Below are 16,967 nucleotides of genomic sequence, written 5' to 3' on the forward strand. Positions count from 1 at the left end.
TTCCGCCGTCGATCGCCGCACATATCAAGCTTTGCTAAGTGATTTGGAACGATCGCAAAGAGATGGACATCGCACCACCGCCGCTCTTACCTATTCGCGAGACATCTGAGAGCTGACGGATTGCGATGACCATTCTCAAGGAAGCTGCCGCGACAGAGCCTGGCGCTTTTGTTGATCGGCCGGGCGTTACGTTCGACTGGCCCGCCCGCGAGACCGCGCGTCGAACCCGCGACACGCGCGCGAAGACCGCGAGCTCGGCACTGTTCATGAGCGAGACGATCGACGGGCTCAACGCGGGGGCGCATTTCCTCGATCGCCTGTCCACATTCGAGCAGGCCCGCGTGCATGCGGCCGGGCGCACCGTCACTGTGCCGCAGGGCGAGATGGTGTTCAGCCAGGGCGACGGCCACGAAGGCATCTTCATCATTCGCCGCGGGCAGGTTCGGGTCTACTACACGGCGCCGTCGGGCCGCGAGATCACGCTCGCCTACTGGACGCCGGGACATTTCATCGGCGGTCCGGAGATTTCCGGTGGCGGCATTCACATGTGGTCCGGCATCGCCATCGAGGCGTGCGAGATGACGGCACTCTCCGGTCCCGCGCTCGAGAAGCTGCTCAAGGGCATGCCGAGCTTCGCGCTGGCGCTGATCGACGGCCTCATCGCCAAGGGCAAGTGCTATTCCTCGATGGCGCAGATCCTCGGCACGCGCTCGGTGATCGAGCGGCTGGCGCAGTTCCTGCTCACGCTGTCAGAGCTGCACGGTGTGGCCGACGGCGACACCATCGTCATCAACCGCAAGATCACTCATGACCAGATCGCGGCCATGGTCGGCTCGACCCGGCAATGGGTGACGATGATGATGAAGCGCTTCCAAAACCGCCGCATCATCGCCATCGACGGCAGCTCCATCCGGATCAGGCGGATCGATCTGCTGGAGCAGATCTTGTTCAAGCATTGAGGTGGGCCGATCGACGCTCCGGGGCCGCATTTCTCCTCCCTCTCCCCGTTCTTACGGGGAGAAACGAAGAACGCGCATCACCGCGCCTCTTCGAATCCGGCCAGCACGGAAGTCAAATTCGCGCCGAGGATATTCGAGAGATAACCGCCTTCCGTGGTCGCAGGTTCGCTTGACGTGCCACGAAAGTCTTGATCTCCGCGGCCGCGAGATGCAAGCAAGAATGCCGCATCCGTGCGCGCGGCTCTGCATCGGAAGCAGATCATGCTCTAGCAGCGCCCGCGCTGGAGGCAGTGCTCGCGCCCCGGCTGGTCGGTGCGGAAGGATTCGATGAAGCCACCCTGGCGCTGGGTGACGAAGACAGTCTTGCCGTCACCGCCGCCGAAGGCGAGGTTGGTCGGCTCCTTGGCCCGAAGCGCGATCTCCCGCTCGACCGCGCCATTGGGCTTCATCAGCGCGATCGTGCCTTTGAGAATGCGCGCGACATAGAGGCGGCCGGCGACGTCGGTGCGCAGGCCGTCGACGGTGTCGGGCTGAAACGACTTCACGAGCCTTGCGCCAGTGAGCTCGTTGCCGCTGATCGCATAGGACCAGATCTGGCCGCTGCTGGATTCGCCCACATAGAGCGTCTTGCCGTCCGGGCTGAGATCGATGCCGTTGGTGGTGCCCATCGCGCGCGGCGCCGGCATCACCTGCCCCCGCACCGTCCCGTCGGCTCGCTTCGCGATGCGCCAAATATGACCTTCCCTGCCTTTCCAGTTCGGATCGCTCGCATAGATCGTGCCGTCGCGCGCGATGGTGATGTCGTTGGGCTGATTCATCTCGTCGGAATGAAACCAGACGGTGGGCTCGGTCGCGCCCTTCGGGATCGCGAAGATGTTGTGCTTCTTGTAATCGGCAATGAACATGGTGCCGTCGCGTGCAAAGCGGATGGCATTGCCGACACTGCCTTCGGGAAGCACCGTGAATGGCTCCGACGCCGCGCCGCCCGCCGGCAGCCTGCCGATGGTGCCGGGCTTGCCGAGATTGACCACGAAGAGGTTGCCGTCGAGGTCGGCGGCGGGCCCTTCGATGCCGAACGTATATTCGCCGGCGGGCGTCACCTGCACGCTTTCGAACAGCCTGGTCTCGGCCTGGGCGGGGGCCGTGGCGACGACGAAGAGGATGCTACTGCACAGGCACCAGAAATTCCTGCCGGATGTAATAGCCATCGCCGTCGGAGCACTCGCCATTCAGATAGGGATCGGCCGGCCGAAAGAATCGGCTGAAGCCGGGTCTGTCTACAGCGCTCCTTTGTGTCACGACAACGACCTTGGCGGCCGGTATTTCGCCGCATTCCTTGTCGGACTTGTCATAGAACTTGCGCTGCGGCGGACCGGCTTTGATCCGCATCCGCGTGCCCGGAACCATCTTCGCGACGAGCAGATCCGCCGCATCCAGCAGACGCTTGTAGCCAGGCTCGGTCTTCGGCAGGCTCTCGCCACCCGGCGGCATCAGCTTCTCCGCGCCAAGGCCGCGCAGGCGCGTGCGCAGCTTGCCGGCGTCGGGATCGCCGGGATAGATCCAGCCATCCTGCGACAGCATGAAACGGAGCACGGCGCCGTCCTGCTCTGCCTCCGATTGGCCCGCCTTCAGACCGAAATCCGAGTGGCAGCCGACGCAATGCTTCTCGACGAGGCCCTTGCGCAGCGTGGTCAGCCGGGCGCTGTTCCGTGCATCCCTGGCGACCAAGGCCGCGAGCTGATCGATCATCGCCGGGCTGCGGCTGTCGCAGGGCAGCGGCGCCGGCGCTTCACCCGCGGCGCGATCGACGCGGATCACGGTCCGGTTCTTGTCCTCCACCAGCCAGATCGCGCCGTCCTCCGCAACCGTCATGCCGACGGGCGCACCTTGCGGCCGCGCGCCGTTGACGCGGTGCCAGCCGGCGATCAGCTCCTCGAACGGCGCGGCGGCGACCTCGCCGGCCTCGGTTTGGAAACTGCGGGTCGGGTCAGCCGCGCAACTGACGTGATAGCGCACCGGTGCCGGGGCAGGTTTGGGGAAGCCGTGATCGTCGACATCATAGACGAGCAAGCGGCTGCCGGTCGGGCGATAGCCGTGCAGGCCCACCAGCAGCTTGCCCTCAAGCTCCGGAAATTTGCCGCCGTGGTAGTAGAGCATCGCGAGCGGTGCACCATGCGGCGGCAGCAGCGAGAGCGGCGGCTTATAGAGCGCGTTGGCCGTGCAGAGCGACTTGTAGACCCCGGATTGCAGCACGAGCCTGAATTCGGGACTCGGCGTCGACAGATCGTAGCAATACGGCCAGCCGTAGTGCCTGCCCTGCTCGATCGCGTTGATCTCCTCGTTCGGCTTGAAGATGTCGGGCAGATCGCGCCCGTTCTCGCCCTGCAGGAAGGCGTAGCCGGCATCCGGAAAGTTCGGATGCAGCGCCAGCGCCATCGAGTTGCGCAGACCGCGCGCATAGACGGTGTGCGGCGGGTCGGGATCGCCAGGCTTCAATGCCGGGAAGACGCCGCCTGGTGGCGGCGTGAACAGCCAGATCGCAGCCATCGCGGAGCCGCCTTCGGCCGCAGCGCAGGGCCTGGTGATCGGCGCCGGCGTGATGCAGTCGTCGCTGTGCGCGCCGACATTGACGAACAGCCGTCCATTCCGATCGAGCACGAATTGCTTCAGCGGATGCGCGCTCTCGTCCAGCCTCGTGCCGTCCGGCAAAGTGATTCGGCGGCCGGGCATGTGACGGATGATGGTCTCGACCGTGCTCCGTGGATTGTCGGCGAGCGGATCGAAACGGAAGATCGTCTCCGCGGTCGAGGCATAGAGCTTTTTGTCGGGACCGATCACGAGGCCGAACGGATATTCGAGCCCCGTCAGCAGCTCTTTGAAGCGTTGCCCGTGGGGCGCATGCGGATCGAGCAGCAGCAGCCGCCCGTCGGCATGACCCCAGCCGCCCATGTCGGCGACGACGAACAGGTCATGACCGGGCACCTGGACGATCGAGCGCGGGAATTTGAGGCGGTCCTGTTCGCTGGCGACGAGGCCGGCGCAGAATCCCGCCTTCATGTCGATCTCGATTCTGGGGAAGGCGAGATCGCCGCTGCCGCAGGATTCGGTGCCGATCGCATAGCCACTTTTCCTGACCGGCTCGGACGATGCCGGCGCTAAGCCGAGCAGCGCGGCGGTCAAGACCCCTGCAAGCAAGCGCAGATTTCGCCGTCCGATCTCGAATGTGAACTGATTCACGGTCGCCCCCGACCTTCCCGCGGACGTTGTTCCATGCCGCCTCGGCGCCGTCCAGTCATCACTCGCCTGTGATTAAACCTGTAACGACCTTGGTGCCGACCAATCTCCGTAAATTCCCTTACCGGGCTCGACCCGAATGTTTCGCGAAGGCTTGGGGTGGTATCGATTTGCCGTCCCAATCGCTTTCTACAGGAGGCGCTCATGGTCCAGGTCTATTTTCACTGCTCCAACACCGAGGGCACGCTGATCGACCACTACGGGGCCGCCGTCGCCAATCTGACCGAGGCGCGCGACCGCGCCACCCAGATCATGAACTCGATGATCCAGACGCCCGGTGCCGAGGACTGGCGCGATTGGGTGATCCATGTCAGCGATGACGACGGTGAGGAGATTTTCGATCTCCCCTTCACCGCCATGCTCGGCAAGCCGCATTGAGGTGATACCATGTTGCTCGCTTCCTTGAGCCTGTTCCGCCAGCCCCTGAGCTTCGTCGCCACCAAATGGCAGACGCTGATCCGCGTCGCGGGCAACCCCTATCGCCCCGAGCTGCATTACATGCGCGGGCCTGGCCCGAAATGGCGCGCCAAATATCAGGCCAGCCGGCTGGACCGCTCGCTCTAGGCGCTCCTTCGCTGCGTTCGAGCTGATTTCCGTCTCTTTCCCATCATGGCCGGGTTCAACCCGGCCATGATGCGTTTGGGAGACGGCAGCGCCCCGCCATACCGCCTATTTCACACCAGCCATGTCGCGCCTCCCTTTGTTCTCGTTGGCGGCAATGTGTCATTCTGCGCTCGCTCCGCCGTTTGCGCGGTCGCGCAATGAAGCCAAGACACAGACCAACAAGACACAGAACAAGACGAGATCATGCCTCACCAGTTCAGCCTCAACCAGACCGTCCGCAAACCTGCAGTCAAATCGAAGGGCGGCATCGTCGCCTCGCAATCGCGGCGGGCTGCTGAAGTCGGGGCGCAGGTGCTGGCCGCGGGTGGCGACTGCGTGGACGCGATCGTCGCAACCACCTTTGCCCTGAACGTCCTGGAGCCCTGGAATAGTGGTATCGGCGGCGGCGGTGCGATGGTGCTCTACCGCGCGAAGGAAAATCGCTACGAGGTGATCGACTACGGCATGTGCGCGCCGCAGAGCCTGCGCACTGCCGACTATCCGCTCAGTGGCGAAGGCGCGGCGGCCTCCGACCTGTTTCCCTGGCCCCGGGTGAAGGATGACCGCAACATCCATGGTCCCGGCTCGATTGCGGTACCCGGCGTCGTCGCCGGCATGGAAGAGGCGCATCGCCGCTACGCAAAGATGCCGTGGAAGGATCTGGTCGCGCCGGCTGCCGCGCTCGCCGGCGAAGGCCTGCTGGTCGATTGGTGGACGACCGTGACGATCGCTGGCTCTGCGGCGGATCTCAGGCGCTATCCCGCAAGCGCGGCCGCATACCTGAAAGACGGTCTGCCGCCGAGCGCGCCATGGGGCATCAAATCCGAGACACGGCTGCCCCAGGACACCATGAAGGCGACTTTGTCACATCTCGCCGAGGCCGGCCCTCGCGATTTCTACCAGGGCGATCTCGCCAGGAGCATTGCCTCCGATATCAAGGCCGACGGCGGCTCGCTGTCGGTGGAGGATCTCGCCGCATTCCACGCCCACCTGCGCGAGCCACTGGCGATCCCCTATCGCGAGGGCAAGGTGCTTGCGACGCCGGAGCTCACGGCGGGACCGACGATGGCGCATGCGCTGCGCCTGTTGCAGCAGAGCTTGACGCCCGCAGGCGCGCCGGATGCCGCCGCCTATGTCGAATATGCGCTCGCCCTGCAGGCGGCCTTCCGCGAGCGGCTCAGGGACATGGGCGATGCCGACGGCAAGCGCTCGCTTGGCGCAGAATATCTGGCGCCCGCCTGCACCACGCATTTCTCCGTCGTCGACCGTCACGGCAACATCGCGGCGGTGACGCAGACGCTGCTCTCGTCCTTCGGCTCGAAATATGTGACACCCCACACCGGTATCACCATGAACAACGGCATCATGTGGTTCGATCCGACGCCGGGTACCACCAACTCGCTTGCACCCGGCAAGCGCTGCCTTTGCAACTACACGCCCGTTATCGCCGAGACGAAGGACGGCAAACGCCTCGCCGCCGGCGCCTCCGGCGGACGTCGCATTTTGCCCGCCGTGATGCAACTCGTCTCCTTCGCGATGGATTTCAGGATGGATCTGGACGCCGCCATCCATCAGCCGCGCATCGACGCCAGCGAAGGCGCGATCGTGATCGGAGACGCCCGACTTCCGGAGGAAGCACGCAAGGCGCTGGCCGCACGCTTCGACTACGAAGAAGGCCGGGTGCAAACGTTGCCGCAGAAATTCGCCTGCCCGAGCGTGGTGATGCGCGAGGGCGACACGAATTATGGGGCGGTCGAGATTTTTCAGCCATGGGCCGCGGCGGTCGCGGAAGGCTGAGCGCAGAAATCGACGCGAGATCATGCGAGCGCTCGTTGAGCCGATACGGGATCGCGCATCTGCACGAGCGTCACGACTCCTCCACATTCGCAGGGAACTTACCTGCGCACAGTTCGTTCATTGAATGGACAAATGCGCTCGCCCCAGTGGAGGACAAGATGAAGAAACTTGCGCTCGCCGCGTCCCTGATCATCGCGGCCGGCGTTACGTTTGCCGGCCCCGCGGTTGCAAAGGGCGGACATGGACATGGTCGCGGTCACGGCCATGGTCACGCGATGGGCCATTATCACTATGGCACACCGCCCGGCTGGTCGCATGGACGCAAGGTCGGCTGGCGCGGCATGGGATGCCCGCCCGGGCTGTGGAAGCAGGGCCGCTGCTGACGCAATCTGCAACTCCCAACACGGCGCCGCCCGAATCCGGGCGGCGCCTTTTTCATATGCCAAGCCGGTCCCGCACCCGGCCCGCGATCACCGCGGTCGTCACGCCGACCGGCCAGAACGCGTGCATCGGGATCGGCTTGATGCCCGTGATCGGCATGTCGATTTCGGCCTTGGCGCCGCCGATCAGGCGGCGCGCGAGTTGCGCGCCCATCGCGGTCGAGAGCGCGACGCCGCGGCCGTTGCAGCCGAGCGAGATCAGGATGTTCTCCGCGGGCTCATGCACGTGGGGATAATGGTCCTTGGTGATGGCGAGCCGGCTGTTCCAGCCATGGGTCCAGGCGGCGCCTTTGAGCTGGGGCCATAGCCGCTCGGCATAACGGATGAGATAGGCCACGTCATACGGCGACTTGATCCAGCGCATCGGGCCGCGGCCGCCCATCAAGAGACGGTTCTGCTGATCGATGCGGTAATAGACCGTGATGTGGCCGCTCTCGTAGAGGACCGGACGCGTCGGCATGATCGAACGGGCGACCGCGTCGGAGAGCGGCGCGGTCGCGGCGATCGAGGAAAACACCGGCACGATGGTGCGGCGGAGCGCCGGCCAGAGATCGTCGGTGAAGCCGTTGGTGGCGAGCAGGACCTTATCGGCATGAACCACTGCGCGCGGTGTCTCGATGCGCCAGCGCCTGCCGTCGCGGCGCAGTGACAATGCCGGCGTCTCGCCATGGATCTTCGCGCCCGCGGAGATCGCGGCGCGCGCGAGGCCACGGGCGTAGCTCAGGGGATGCAGATCGCCGCCGCGGGTATCCAGCATCGCGCCGATGTAACGGTCGGTGCCGGTCATCTCGCGCAGCTGCTCGCGGTTCAGATAGGTCACCGGCATGCCGCGGCGGATACATTGTTGCGCGGTCTTCTCGATCGCGGCGGCGCTGGCCTCATTGTAAGCCGCGCGCAGCGTGCCGTTCTGCCGCGCCTCGCAGGGAATCTGGTAGCGGCGGATCAGGTCGTGGGTGAAGTTCGTCGTGCCGTAGGAGAACTCGATCATGCGGCGGCCGAGATCTGCGCCGAAATCGGCTTCGATCTGATCGGGATCGTGCTTCAGTCCGGGATTGGTGTGGCCGCCATTGTTGCCGGACGCGCCCCAACCGGGTTCCTGCGCCTCAAGCACCAGCGCCTCGACGCCTTGCTCGGCCAGATGCAGCGCTGTGGACAGGCCGGTGTAGCCGCCGCCGACGATCGCGACGGAGACGCTTCTGTCGACGTCGAGCGGCGGCGTGGCGACCGGCGCGACGGCGGTGTCGGCATAGAGCGAGGGCGGCAGAGGCAGGCGCGTCATGGCGAAGTCCGGTCAGAGCGGATGCAGCACGCGGCGCAAAAAGTCCTGCGTGCGCGAATGCTGCGGCTGGTTGAGCAGCGCCTTGGCCGGGCCCTGCTCGACGATGACTCCGCCGTCGATGAACAGCACGCGATCGGCGACATCGCGGGCAAAGCCCATCTCGTGGGTAACGACGACCATGGTCATGCCGTCGTCGGCGAGCTTGCGCATGACGCCGAGGACCTCGCCGACCAGCTCGGGATCGAGCGCCGAGGTCGGCTCGTCGAACAGGATCGCCTTGGGTTGCATGGCGAGCGCCCGCGCGATCGCGACGCGCTGCTGCTGGCCGCCGGAGAGTTGCGGTGGATGGGCATCGGCCTTCTCGGCAAGCCCGACCTGGGCGAGCAGAGCGCGGCCGCGCTCGAGCACCTGGGCGCGCGGCTCCTTCTTCACGAAGAGCGGCCCCTCAATCACGTTCTCCAGCACCGTCCGATGCGGAAATAGGTTGAAGCGCTGGAACACCATCGAGACCTGGGTGCGGATGTTCACGATCGACGGAGCATCGCGATCGACCTTCAGGCCTTCGACGCTGATCTCGCCACGATCGTAGCTTTCGAGCCCGTTGATGCAGCGCAGGATGGTCGACTTGCCCGAGCCTGATGGCCCGATGATGCAGACCACCTCGCCCTTCTCGACGCTCGCCGTGATGCCCTTGAGCACCTCGACCTTGCCAAAGCTCTTGTGGACGTCGTTGAGTTCGATCATCGCTTGCGGGCCCGCTTCTCGAAGTGACGGACCAGCAGGATCAGGGGGATGCTCATGGTGAGGTACATCAGCGCCACCAGGGTGAACACGCTGGTGTTCTTGAAGGTCGAGGAGGCGATCAGCTTGCCTTGCAACGCAAGCTCTGCGACCGTGATGGTCGAGGCCTGCGAGGAATCCTTCAGCATCATGATCATGACGTTGCCGTAGGGCGGCAGCACGATACGTACCGCCTGCGGCAGCACCACGCGACGCATGGTGAGCCACCAGCCCATGCCGATCGACTGCGCCGCCTCGATCTGGCCCTTGTCGATCGCCTCGATGCCGGCGCGAAAGTTCTCAGCCTGATAGGCCGAATAGGCGATGCCGAGCCCGAGGATCGCAGCCTGCAAGGCCGTCAGCGTGACGCCGAGATCGGGCATCACGAAGTAGAGGTAGAACAGCAGCACGATGATCGGGATGCCGCGGATCACGTTGATCAGGCTGGCGCTGAGCATCGACAGCGCCTTGATGCCGGAGACCCGCATCATCGCCCAGACGAGCCCTAGCACGGTCGAGAGCAGCAGCGAGCCGACCGTGACGACGATCGTCAACGCGACGCCGTTCAACAGGATCGGGAAGAACTCGACGGCGTCGCGCCAGAAGCCTTTCATCGGGAAGCCTTCATCGGTCAGACGCTCACGATCAACCTTGTGCCTTCAGGCCCCATTTATCCAGAATCTTGTCGATGGTGCCGTTGGCTTTCAGCTTCGCCAGCGAAGCATTGATCTTGCCGAGCAGCGCAGTTTCGCCCTTGCGGACGCCGATGCCGACCGAGCCGACCGTGACCGGCTTATAGCCGTCGACGAGACGCACCTCGGGGAAGCCGCCCTGCTTCAGATTGTAGGCGAGGATCGGATAGTCGGCATAGCCCGCCTTGAGGCGGCCGGTGTTCACGTCGCGCAGGATGTCGGGGATGGTGTCGTAGGCCTTCACCTCGGCGAACAGACCAGTCTTCTTCAGCGCGTCGACGAAGGCGGTGCCGACCTGGGCGCCGACCGTCTCGCCCTTCAGGTCGTCCTGCGTGGCGTAAGCCTTGGTGTCGGTCTTCGGCACCACGAGGCCCTCGCCGTAGGTGTAGATCGGGTCGGAGAAGTCGACGACCTCCTTGCGCGGCGGCGTTATGAACATCGCAGCCGCGATGATGTCGATCTTGCTCGAGGTCAGCGAGGGGATCAGCGCCGAGAACTGCATCGGCTCGATCTGAACGTTGAAGCCGGCGTCCTTGCCGACCTCGGTGATGAGATCGACCATGATGCCCTGGATGGTGTTGGTCTTGGTGTCGAGGAAGGTGAAGGGAATGCCCGTCGGCGTCGAACCGACCTTCAGCACTTGTTGCGCCGACGCCGGCACGGCTGTGGCAATGGCGAGCGCCGCGATCGCGGCCTGGACAAAACGCTTCATCGCATCCCCCTTTGGGTCTGGCCGGTGACGGCGCTCGCGCATGTCGTGACCAGACGTTGCGGGCTCAGCCGTTTCGGCCTAGTTTCACCAATATGAAAATTGGTCACAGTTTCGCGAACGATGCAAGTGGTTTTCATGCACATGAAGGAGGCTGTCTGACGTGAGCGGTGGCAAAAGAATGCGCAAACCGGTCGCCGCAAAGCCGGCCAGGAAGGCGAGAGCCAAAGCCGTCGCCAAGCCGGCCGAACCCGCGATGGACGTCGCGGTCGGCCGTCGCATCCGCGATCTCAGGCGGGTCAGGCAATTCTCGCTGGAGACGGTCGCGGCGCGCACGGATCTGTCGATCGGTTTTCTCAGCCAGATCGAGCGCGGCCTGTCGTCGCCGTCGCTGCGCGTGCTGGCAACGCTCGCCGACGTGCTCGGCGTCGGCATCGCCGCGCTGTTCGGCGCAAGCCCGAGCAGCGATGGCTCCTCCGATCAGGTGGTAACCCGCGGCCTGCAGCGGCCAGAGCTGAAACTCTGGCGCACCGGCGTCTCGAAACAATTGCTGAGCCCGGCCAGCGCCGATAACAAGCTCAACCTGTTCCTGGTGCATCTGGAGCCCGGCGGCTCCACCGGCGACGAGCTCTACACCCATGATGGTGAAGAGGCCGGGCTCGTGCTCGAGGGCGAGATGATGCTGACGGTGGACAGCCGGACGTGGTCGCTGAAGACGGGTGACAGCTTTCGTTTCGCCAGCCGCCGGCCGCATCGGTTCTCCAACCCGGCGCAGGATGCGAAGGCCGTGGTGCTCTGGGTGAATTGCGTGACGGGGGCGTAAGCCTCCCTCCTTTCGCGCGCACACCCTCAGCCCGTGATAGGTTGGCGCTCCGCTACCTCCACATCGTCATTGCGAGGAGCCCTTGCGACGAAGCAATCCAGACTGTCTCCGCGGAGGGATACTGGATTGCTCACATGGGGATTTGGTGTGTCAAGGCGGTTTGTTCAGCTCTTTGTTCGATTGCAGGCCAGCTCTTCGTCCCGACCGTGGAGCACGTAGGATGGCGCGCGCAGATCGAGTCAAGGTCGGCCCGTAGGGCCGTCGCGAAGCGACTTGGCCTTGACTCGAGCGAGCACGCCATCAGGCTTTGGCAGTCGGGGCAGCGGGCGGATAACTCCTTTTCGTCAGGCGATCCAAGGGTCGAGCCGGTTTTTGCAATCTGGTTTGCTTGCCAGATCAAACTCACATTCGGTCGCCGCGCGGCGGCGGCTGCACCAACATTCCGCTTGCGGCGGGCAGGCTCGAGAGGACGAGACCATTCTTCGTTACGGCGTTTGAAGCCATGCAATCCATCGGTTCGTCCACCCGGATCGGCCGAGGCTGATCAATCTCGGCGGATTGGCTTTGAGGCTGAGGAGCGTGGTGTCAGGCGGCGGCCTTTATCTCGGCTCCCTCGATCACCACGCCCGCGGTCACGTACTTCCAGAGGGCCACGAGCAGCTTGCGCGCGAGCGCCACGATCGCGCGCTTGCGGCCGCGTTGGCTGTGCACCTTGAACCACTGGGTCAAAGCCGATTGAGGCTGGTGGCGTACCCAGAGCCAGGCGAGCTGGATCATCGTGGTTCTCAGGCGCGGATTGCCAGCCTTCGACACGCCTTGCTCGCGCTCGATGCCGCCACTGCGCCATGGCGTGGCTGCAAGGCCGGCATAGGATGCAATCTGGCGGCGGTTGGCGAACTGCCGGTAAAAGGCCTCCGACCAGAGAACGGCCGTGAAGTTCGGGCCCAGGCTCTTCAGTTCGAGCAGCATTGCCACCGGGTTCGATACGGTCTTTCTCCCCGCCGCCTTGCTCGCGGCCAGCAACGCATCCTGCTCGCGCTCCACCGCCGTGATCTGGTCGAGCAGCAGTTCGAGCCGGTCGAGTTCGCGGCTGATCTGCGCCTTCAGATGCGCCAGCAAGGCGCGCCCGTCGCCCGTCCGCAAGGCCTCCAGCCGCTTCCGCCGGTCTCGCCGCAGCGGCGCGTAGTCGAAGATCCCTTGCGCGAACAGAAGACCCTTGATCCGGTTCACATGCTCGATCCGCTCCGCGATCAAGGTCTCTCGCTCGCGGCACAGCCTACGGCGGTCCTCCTCTGCCGGAGAGGGCGCAACGACCATGGCGCAGACCCGTACCTCGCCGCGCTTGTAGGCCAGCAGCGTCCGCAACAGCGTCTCGCCATCCAGCCGGTCCGTCTTGGCCCGCCGGCGCCGGCGCGGCGTCGCAATCGAGGCCGGATCGACTACGTGGCTCTCGATGCCTTCCTGCTGCAGGGCGCGGTGAAGCCAGAACCCGTCCAGCCCCGCCTCCTGGATCGTGATGATCGGATAGCTCTCACCCGTTCGCGCCTGCGCCTTGCGCTTCAGCTCCGCAAACAGCTTCAACAGTTCCGAAAGGTCGCCGGCCTTCATGCTGCGTTTGGACATCTTCTCGCCCTTGCAGGGCGACAGCGAAGTGACCAGCCATGTCGAACGGCTCAGTTCCAATGACACAAAAATTGCGCCAAACTGCGTGCGGATAGCGGCCAGTCCGTCGGAAGGATGATCGAGCAACATCGTCGTCTCCAGGTTGAATGGATTCAGCAACCCTCAGTCTGGCCTCAGACCTGGTCGCTATCCACTCCCCATGGAATCTTCGCTACGCACGCAATGACGAACGGATAGAGCCTTACCCGAACCGATGCGCGTACCGCTCCACCGTCAGCGCACTCACATCGATCTCCGGCTTCTTGCCCGACAGCATGTCGGCCAGCACGCGTCCCGAACCGCAGGACATGGTCCAACCCAACGTGCCGTGGCCGGTGTTGAGGTGGAGGTTGGCGTATTGGGTCGGGCCGATCACGGGCGGGCCGTCCGGGGTCATGGGGCGCAGACCGCTCCAGAACGTTGCCTTGGCGAGATCGCCGCCGCGCGGGAACAGGTCGGTGAGGGAGTGATCGAGCGTGGCGCGGCGGGCGTCGTACAGCTTGCTCGAATAGCCCGAGATCTCGGCGGTGCCGCCAACGCGGATGCGGTCGCCGAGGCGGGTGATCGCGACCTTGTAGCTCTCGTCCATCACGGTGGATTCCGGCGCGCCGGAGGCGTCCTTGATCGGCACCGTGATCGAATAGCCCTTCACCGGATAGACCGGCAGCGCGATGCCGAGCGGCGCCACCAGCCGCGGCGACCAGCTGCCGAGCGCGAGCACGTAAGCGTCCGCCTGCAACAGGCCGGCGCTGGTCACGACGCCGCTGACGCGCGCGCCCTCGGTGACGATGCGATCGATGCCGGTGTTGAACAGGAAGCGCACGCCGAGCGCCTGGGCATGCTTGGCCAGGGACTGCGTGAACATATGGCAGTCGCCGGTCTCGTCCTGCGGCAGACGCAATCCACCGACGAATTTTTCCTTGACGCCTGATAGCGCCGGCTCGACCGCGATGCAGCCCTCGCGGCTCAGCACCTCGAAGGGCACGCCATATTGCTTGAGCACGGCGATGTCTTCGCCGGTGCCGTCGAGCTGGGACTGGTGGCGGAACAGCTGCAGCGTCCCCTGCGAGCGCTCGTCATACTGGATGCCGATGTCGCGGCGCAGGTCGCGCAAGGCGTCGCGGCTGTATTCCGCGATCGGGATCATCCGGCTCTTGTTGACCGCATAGCGCGCGCTGGTGCAGTTGCGCAGCATCTTGAGCAGCCAGACCCACATGACCGGATCTAGCTTCGGCCGGATCACCAGCGGGCCGTGCTTCATCAACAGCCATTTGACCGCTTTCACCGGCACGCCGGGGCCGGCCCAGGGCGACGAATAGCCGGGCGACACCTCGCCGGCATTGGCGAAAGAGGTCTCCAGTGCCGGCTCCGGCTGACGGTCGACGACCGTCACCTCATGACCGGCGCGAGCGAGGTAGTAGGCAGAGGTGACACCGATGACACCGCTGCCGAGGATCAGAACTTTCACGCTTCGTCAAACTCCCGCGGCATCACACGCGCCGCTGCCAGGAAACAACTCGCAACGGCGAGAGCAATTATCAGGCCACCTTCTTGATGGCGTCGCCGAGGATGGAGACCATCTGATCGATGTGGCTCTTCTCGACGATCAGCGGGGGCGACATCGCGAAGCTGTCGCCGCTCATGCGCAGATAGAGACCGGTGTTGAAGCAGTCGACCATGACGTCATAGCCGCGCGCGCCGACGACGCCGTCGCGCGGCGCCAGCTCGACCGCGCCCATCAGGCCGCAATTGCGGATGTCGACGACGTTCGGCAGGCCTTTGAGCGAATGCAGCGCGTCGCGCCAGTATTCGGCGATCGAGGCACCGCGCGTGAGCAGGCCTTCGTCCTTGTAGATGTCGAGCGTCGCGATGCCGGCGGCGCAGGCGGTCGGATGCGCCGAATAGGTGTAGCCGTGGAACAGCTCCATCTGGCTCTCGGGGCCGACCATCATGCCGTCATGCACCTTGCGGCTCGCGAACACCGCGCCGCAGGGAATGGTGCCGTTGGTGATGCCCTTGGCCGTCGTCATCAGGTCCGGCGTGACGCCGAAGAAGTTGGCGGCGAACGGCGTGCCGAGGCGGCCGAAGCCGGTGATGACCTCGTCGAAGATCAGGAGGATGCAGTGCTTGTCGCAGATCTCGCGCAGGCGCTGCAGATAGCCCTTCGGCGGCGGCAGCACCGCAGTCGAACCCGGCACCGGCTCGACGATGACGGCGGCAATGGTCTCGGCGCCGTGCAGCGCCACCAGACGCTCGAGATCGTCGGCCAGCTCGACGCCATGCTCGGGCTGGTCCTTGGCGAAGGCGTTACGGGTGAGATCGTGGGTGTGGCGGATGTGATCGACACCCGGCAGCAGGGTCGCGAAGGCGCGGCGATTGGCGACCATGCCGCCGACCGAGGTGCCACCAAAGCCGACGCCGTGATAGCCGCGCTCGCGGCCGATCAGACGGGTGCGGCTCGACTGGCCGTTGGCGCGATGGTAGGCGAGCGCGATCTTGAGCGCGGTGTCGACCGACTCGGAGCCGGAGTTGGTGAAGAAGACGCGATCGAGTCCCTTCGGCGCGATCTCCGCGAGGCGCTCGGCGAAGTCAAATGCCAGCGGATGGCCCATCTGGAACGAGGGCGCGAAGTCCAGCGTCATCAGCTGCCGCTCGACCGCGGCGGCGATCTGCTTGCGGCCATGGCCGGCATTGACGCACCAGAGGCCGGCGGAGCCGTCGATCACCTTGCGGCCGTCGACGGTGGTGTAGTGCATGCCCTCGGCCGAGGAGAACAGGCGCGGCGCCTTCTTGAACTGCCGGTTGGCGGTGAACGGCATCCAGAACGAGTCGGTCTTGATGGTGTTCGGAATCTGATGAAGGGTCACGGCCGCGCTCCTTTGCTGACGGGCCAGCAGAGCCACGGCTTCGAAGCCGCAACAAGTCCTTTTCTGGTGATCTGCAAGCCATTGATTTAACTGGGGCCGCCGGTCCATATTTGCGCGATCCGCAACACCTGCAACAGGGCTTGGGCTATGAGCGTCGACATCGGTGGACGGCTACGATTCATCCGGGCGCGCCACAAGCTGTCGCAGCGCGAGCTGGCCAAACGTGCCGGCGTCACCAATTCGACGATCTCGCTGATCGAATCCAACCAGATGAATCCCTCGGTCGGCGCGCTCAAGCGCATCCTCGACGGCATCCCGATGGGGCTCGCCGAGTTCTTCGCGCTGGAGCCGGAGTCGAGGCGCAAGATCTTCTACCGCGCCGAGGAGCTGACCGAGGTCGGCAAGAAGCCGATCTCGTATCGGCAAGTCGGCGACAATCTGTTCGGCCGCAGCCTGCAGATCCTGAAGGAGCGCTACGAGCCCGGCAGTGACACCGGACGCGTGCATCTCGTCCACGACGGCGAGGAAGGCGGCATCGTGATCTCGGGCAAGCTCGAAGTCACCGTCGAGGACGAGCGCCGCATCCTCAATCCCGGCGATGCCTATTATTTCGAGAGCCGCCGCCCGCATCGCTTCCGCTGCGTCGGCGGCAAGCCGTGCGAGGTGATCTCCGCCTGCACGCCGCCGACGTTCTGAGGGGGATCTTACGGAACCACCGATATCTTACGGATATTGAGCCACCTCAATTTCCGCGAACCAAGCCGCTACATATTACGAACCGTGCCGGGCAGCCTGGCGTTGAGGTGCTGAGGTTATGGCCGGATACGTGAGAATTCCTTGGGCACTCCGGGGCCGCTTCGTAACAGGACTCGCAGATGAAGATCACGCTCGCCAATGCAGAAGCCGCGCTCGACGAAGTCCAGCGCGATGCCGACAAGCTCCATTCGCGCGAGCTGCGCAAGGCCATCGCCGACTACATCGAGATGCAGCGCGAGGCGCTCAGGGCGCTCCGCAAGAAGCTGCATTAGCGAAACGCGGCGGAGCGAGAAGATCTCGTCCCGC

The 16,967-nt window shown here is 64.8% G+C and carries 17 protein-coding genes; 8 read left to right on the plus strand and 9 right to left on the minus strand.

The window, feature by feature from the left end; translation table 11 throughout:
• The first annotated feature begins 125 nt into the window (after positions 1–125).
• Positions 126–959 carry a Crp/Fnr family transcriptional regulator gene (locus P6U28_RS26010; RefSeq protein ID WP_122401213.1) on the plus strand — a complete coding sequence of 278 codons (834 nt, stop codon included), beginning with the start codon at positions 126–128 and terminating at the stop codon, positions 957–959.
• A 266-nt stretch (positions 960–1,225) separates the two neighbouring features.
• On the opposite strand, the gene P6U28_RS26015 is transcribed toward P6U28_RS26010, so the two are convergent.
• Together P6U28_RS26015 and P6U28_RS26020 are read right to left on the minus strand one after the other, a co-directional pair.
• The gene (locus P6U28_RS26015; RefSeq protein WP_162500146.1) at positions 1,226–2,167 is read right to left on the minus strand and encodes an SMP-30/gluconolactonase/LRE family protein; all 942 of its coding nucleotides are present in this window, start codon (positions 2,165–2,167) and stop codon (positions 1,226–1,228) included.
• Complete coding sequence (locus tag P6U28_RS26020) at positions 2,124–4,196, minus strand: PQQ-dependent sugar dehydrogenase (RefSeq protein WP_407120218.1); 2,073 nt, start codon at positions 4,194–4,196, stop codon at positions 2,124–2,126. The genes P6U28_RS26015 and P6U28_RS26020 overlap by 44 nt, the downstream gene beginning before the upstream one ends.
• Positions 4,197–4,397: 201 nt before the next feature.
• Between P6U28_RS26020 and P6U28_RS26025 the strand changes: the two genes are divergently transcribed.
• From P6U28_RS26025 to P6U28_RS26040, 4 genes are all read left to right on the plus strand, one after another.
• Positions 4,398–4,631 carry a DUF6894 family protein gene (locus tag P6U28_RS26025; RefSeq protein ID WP_122401210.1) on the plus strand — a complete coding sequence of 78 codons (234 nt, stop codon included), beginning with the start codon at positions 4,398–4,400 and terminating at the stop codon, positions 4,629–4,631.
• A gap of 9 nt (positions 4,632–4,640) precedes the next feature.
• A complete protein-coding gene (locus tag P6U28_RS26030) occupies positions 4,641–4,817 on the plus strand; it encodes a hypothetical protein (protein WP_164937212.1) in 177 nt (58 codons plus the stop codon).
• A 243-nt stretch (positions 4,818–5,060) separates the two neighbouring features.
• Complete coding sequence (locus P6U28_RS26035; RefSeq protein WP_122401209.1) at positions 5,061–6,653, plus strand: gamma-glutamyltransferase family protein; 1,593 nt, start codon at positions 5,061–5,063, stop codon at positions 6,651–6,653.
• 158 nt (positions 6,654–6,811) lie between these two features.
• A complete protein-coding gene (locus P6U28_RS26040) occupies positions 6,812–7,036 on the plus strand; it encodes a hypothetical protein (RefSeq protein WP_162500145.1) in 225 nt (74 codons plus the stop codon).
• A 52-nt stretch (positions 7,037–7,088) separates the two neighbouring features.
• Here P6U28_RS26040 and P6U28_RS26045 read toward each other — a convergent pair whose 3' ends face one another.
• The 4 genes from P6U28_RS26045 to P6U28_RS26060 are packed head-to-tail and all read right to left on the minus strand — an operon-like array spanning position 7,089 to position 10,556.
• Positions 7,089–8,372, minus strand: coding sequence for an FAD-binding oxidoreductase (locus P6U28_RS26045; protein ID WP_122401207.1), 1,284 nt, complete (start codon positions 8,370–8,372; stop codon positions 7,089–7,091).
• Positions 8,373–8,384: 12 nt separating this feature from the next.
• Entirely contained in the window at positions 8,385–9,116 is a 732-nt protein-coding gene (locus tag P6U28_RS26050; RefSeq protein WP_122401206.1) for an amino acid ABC transporter ATP-binding protein, read from the minus strand.
• Entirely contained in the window at positions 9,113–9,766 is a 654-nt protein-coding gene (locus P6U28_RS26055) for an amino acid ABC transporter permease (RefSeq protein ID WP_122401205.1), read from the minus strand. The genes P6U28_RS26050 and P6U28_RS26055 overlap by 4 nt, the downstream gene beginning before the upstream one ends.
• A gap of 31 nt (positions 9,767–9,797) precedes the next feature.
• Complete coding sequence (locus P6U28_RS26060) at positions 9,798–10,556, minus strand: ABC transporter substrate-binding protein (RefSeq protein WP_122401204.1); 759 nt, start codon at positions 10,554–10,556, stop codon at positions 9,798–9,800.
• A gap of 178 nt (positions 10,557–10,734) precedes the next feature.
• Here P6U28_RS26060 and P6U28_RS26065 point away from each other — a divergent pair, with 178 nt between their 5' ends.
• Positions 10,735–11,376 (plus strand): helix-turn-helix domain-containing protein, encoded by a 642-nt coding sequence (locus P6U28_RS26065; RefSeq protein ID WP_162500144.1) that lies wholly within the window; start codon positions 10,735–10,737, stop codon positions 11,374–11,376.
• A gap of 585 nt (positions 11,377–11,961) precedes the next feature.
• On the opposite strand, the gene P6U28_RS26070 is transcribed toward P6U28_RS26065, so the two are convergent.
• From P6U28_RS26070 to P6U28_RS26080, 3 genes are all read right to left on the minus strand, one after another.
• The gene (locus P6U28_RS26070) at positions 11,962–13,128 is read right to left on the minus strand and encodes an IS110 family transposase (protein WP_407120219.1); all 1,167 of its coding nucleotides are present in this window, start codon (positions 13,126–13,128) and stop codon (positions 11,962–11,964) included.
• Between the two features lie 112 nt (positions 13,129–13,240).
• Complete coding sequence (locus P6U28_RS26075) at positions 13,241–14,506, minus strand: D-amino acid dehydrogenase (RefSeq protein ID WP_122401202.1); 1,266 nt, start codon at positions 14,504–14,506, stop codon at positions 13,241–13,243.
• Between the two features lie 70 nt (positions 14,507–14,576).
• Entirely contained in the window at positions 14,577–15,905 is a 1,329-nt protein-coding gene (locus P6U28_RS26080) for an aspartate aminotransferase family protein (RefSeq protein WP_407120220.1), read from the minus strand.
• A gap of 147 nt (positions 15,906–16,052) precedes the next feature.
• Between P6U28_RS26080 and P6U28_RS26085 the strand changes: the two genes are divergently transcribed.
• Entirely contained in the window at positions 16,053–16,601 is a 549-nt protein-coding gene (locus P6U28_RS26085; RefSeq protein ID WP_018646206.1) for a cupin domain-containing protein, read from the plus strand.
• A gap of 179 nt (positions 16,602–16,780) precedes the next feature.
• Positions 16,781–16,933, plus strand: coding sequence for a hypothetical protein (locus P6U28_RS26090; protein ID WP_164937244.1), 153 nt, complete (start codon positions 16,781–16,783; stop codon positions 16,931–16,933).
• The last annotated feature ends 34 nt before the right edge of the window (positions 16,934–16,967 follow it).

Source organism: Bradyrhizobium sp. STM 3561 (assembly GCF_045571455.1).
In the GTDB taxonomy this organism is placed as follows: domain Bacteria; phylum Pseudomonadota; class Alphaproteobacteria; order Rhizobiales; family Xanthobacteraceae; genus Bradyrhizobium; species Bradyrhizobium vignae.

Bases quoted from the DNA above. Each gene is read 5' to 3' on its own strand.
- P6U28_RS26085 (WP_018646206.1), top strand. From the start codon at position 16,053: ATGAGCGTCGACATCGGTGGACGGCTACGATTCATCCGGGCGCGCCAC.
- P6U28_RS26025 (WP_122401210.1), top strand. From the start codon at position 4,398: ATGGTCCAGGTCTATTTTCACTGCTCCAACACCGAGGGCACGCTGATC.
- P6U28_RS26045 (WP_122401207.1), bottom strand. From the start codon at position 8,372: ATGACGCGCCTGCCTCTGCCGCCCTCGCTCTATGCCGACACCGCCGTC.
- P6U28_RS26065 (WP_162500144.1), top strand. From the start codon at position 10,735: ATGCGCAAACCGGTCGCCGCAAAGCCGGCCAGGAAGGCGAGAGCCAAA.
- P6U28_RS26050 (WP_122401206.1), bottom strand. From the start codon at position 9,116: ATGATCGAACTCAACGACGTCCACAAGAGCTTTGGCAAGGTCGAGGTG.
- P6U28_RS26055 (WP_122401205.1), bottom strand. From the start codon at position 9,766: ATGAAAGGCTTCTGGCGCGACGCCGTCGAGTTCTTCCCGATCCTGTTG.
- P6U28_RS26015 (WP_162500146.1), bottom strand. From the start codon at position 2,167: ATGGCTATTACATCCGGCAGGAATTTCTGGTGCCTGTGCAGTAGCATC.
- P6U28_RS26060 (WP_122401204.1), bottom strand. From the start codon at position 10,556: ATGAAGCGTTTTGTCCAGGCCGCGATCGCGGCGCTCGCCATTGCCACA.
- P6U28_RS26090 (WP_164937244.1), top strand. From the start codon at position 16,781: ATGAAGATCACGCTCGCCAATGCAGAAGCCGCGCTCGACGAAGTCCAG.
- P6U28_RS26035 (WP_122401209.1), top strand. From the start codon at position 5,061: ATGCCTCACCAGTTCAGCCTCAACCAGACCGTCCGCAAACCTGCAGTC.
- P6U28_RS26030 (WP_164937212.1), top strand. From the start codon at position 4,641: ATGTTGCTCGCTTCCTTGAGCCTGTTCCGCCAGCCCCTGAGCTTCGTC.
- P6U28_RS26010 (WP_122401213.1), top strand. From the start codon at position 126: ATGACCATTCTCAAGGAAGCTGCCGCGACAGAGCCTGGCGCTTTTGTT.
- P6U28_RS26070 (WP_407120219.1), bottom strand. From the start codon at position 13,128: ATGTTGCTCGATCATCCTTCCGACGGACTGGCCGCTATCCGCACGCAG.
- P6U28_RS26040 (WP_162500145.1), top strand. From the start codon at position 6,812: ATGAAGAAACTTGCGCTCGCCGCGTCCCTGATCATCGCGGCCGGCGTT.